Source organism: Polynucleobacter sp. 35-46-11, from assembly GCF_002281105.1.
The window spans coordinates 1-1792 of record NZ_NCFJ01000509.1; the positions used below are offsets into that span (position 1 = coordinate 1).

At 42.8% G+C, this 1792-nt stretch carries 4 protein-coding genes; all 4 read right to left on the minus strand.

All coding sequences use genetic code 11. The annotated features are described in order from the left end of the window. The coding region (locus B7Y67_RS16990; protein ID WP_293599640.1) for a cytochrome b/b6 domain-containing protein at nucleotides 1–283 on the minus strand (283 nt) is incomplete at its 3' end. After that, on the minus strand, nucleotides 283–738 hold the full coding sequence (locus tag B7Y67_RS16995) for a diheme cytochrome c (protein ID WP_293599641.1): 456 nt from the start codon (nucleotides 736–738) through the stop codon (nucleotides 283–285). The genes B7Y67_RS16995 and B7Y67_RS16990, both read right to left, overlap by 1 nt. Nucleotides 739–748: 10 nt before the next feature. Beyond that, nucleotides 749–1144, minus strand: coding sequence for a DUF1924 domain-containing protein (locus tag B7Y67_RS17000; RefSeq protein ID WP_293599642.1), 396 nt, complete (start codon nucleotides 1142–1144; stop codon nucleotides 749–751). Between the two features lie 113 nt (nucleotides 1145–1257). After that, the coding region (locus B7Y67_RS17005; RefSeq protein WP_293599643.1) for a hypothetical protein at nucleotides 1258–1792 on the minus strand (535 nt) is incomplete at its 5' end.

Consider the following 1792-nt stretch of genomic DNA (forward strand, 5'->3'; position numbering starts at 1 on the left):
AATAATGAACAGGTCTATTACAAACTAAGCTCAGGATGTATTCCTTTATTTCCTTAAATCCGAATAGGAAGGATGAGAATCGAGAGTACCTCGTCCCAATGACGCCCCAAATTACCCTAAAAATAATCAGGCCCAGCATGGTGTAACCAAAGGTAACGTGAAAAAGTCGGTACTTTTCGCTTTCTTGGGTGAAGACTGCGCCAATAAAGCAGATTGCTAGTGACCAATGAAATAATCTAGTTGGCAAGTCCCAGATTAGTATTTTTTTAAGTTTGATATTCATTATTTTGGGATCCTAATCGAGTCATCCTCATAGATACCATCATTGGCAGCGGTATGGCATGCGGTGCAATTTGAAGCACTTTTTATCTTGGGATTTTTCCATACGCTAGCAGATACGCCTTTGTGCTTCCGAATAAACCATGGGGACTCTGTAATTCTGTCATTTGGTGGAGAGCCTTCAACACGCTTATAGGTCCCACCATATTGCGTGAGCCATTGAGTAATGGCAAGGTTAGTTTTTGCATCAACTGATGCATCTGTTCCATAGTGCTTCTCCAGACCAGCCATGATGCGTCTCCAAGAATCTACCGGCAAAAATGCAGGTGGATAAAGCGTGTGACAGCTTGCACATTCTTGTTTAACGATCGGCGGAATCGAGTTTGGGAGGCGATTGCCATCTGCAAAACACATGTTTGCCACAAGATACATAACTGCTGCAGTAAAAAATTTTCTCATTAAGCTCACCTTATTTTTTAAGACTTAATAGATAGGCTAATACGTCTGCCTTTTCAGATGGTGTGCATGCCCTACCTAGCACATCATTGCAATTACGCTTAAACCACTTGTCGACTTTTGCTGAATCAGTAAAACGATCAGAATTAAAGCTAGGCGCTAAGGGGGCGATCGCCTTATTGGTAGAGGCATGTTTGCCTTCACCTGTTGGCGGCATTCCATGGCATGAAGAACAACTCCACTCATTGCCGTGCTTTGATGAAAAGAACTTTTCGCCCTTTTGGACCGAAGGAGCCTCTTGTGATTCTGCAGAGTACAACTTTAGAAAGGTTTGGGGATCAGCCGCCTGGGAAGCACCCACACTGATCAGCAAAGATAGCGATGGCGCTGCCTTCAATATAATTTTCATGATTTCCTCCATACACACAACTGTATCGAGGAAAGATTAAGAAAAAATTAAGAAAATCAGCGATTAAATCCTAATCCTGAGGCTCTTAGCCCCAGGATATCCAGCAGCCTAAATTACTCTTTCTTACTATCAGCAATATCTTTTTCCAACTCTTGGAATGCCTTTGATGCACGCAGTTTTGAATCTAAAATAGCGCTCTTTTTAGTTTGCTCAACTACGATCTTGTTAGCGTCGCCCAATGGGTAGCGTAGTAATACGTAAGCCCTAAAACCAGTGCCTTGCTGCATGATTTCTCGTTTTGAGATGGTGTAGCCTGGAATGTTGACCTCTGTAACGAGCTCGGTAGAAACTCTCTCAATTTCACGAATCAGCTGCGGATCACGACTAGTGCCTGTTTCTTGTGCAAACTCCTTCATCTTTGAGGAGACCTTATTGCTAATCTGACTTGCAAGACCTACTTTGGCATTGAGCATTGCTTTGTCTACGGCAAACTGTAGGTCAGTTGAATAGTCGGTCGCTACTGCATAAATCGCATTATTTTCAACAGGCGGCTGAATAAACCAAGATGGCGTTTTATCAATTGTCTTTTCGACCTCTTTTGCCATGTTTTTTTGGCGTTGCTGCTCCTGATAGTCAGCATATTCCTGG

Coding starts and splice junctions, on each gene's coding strand:
- B7Y67_RS16995 (WP_293599641.1), bottom strand. CDS start 738: ATGAGAAAATTTTTTACTGCAGCAGTTATGTATCTTGTGGCAAACATG.
- B7Y67_RS17000 (WP_293599642.1), bottom strand. CDS start 1,144: ATGAAAATTATATTGAAGGCAGCGCCATCGCTATCTTTGCTGATCAGT.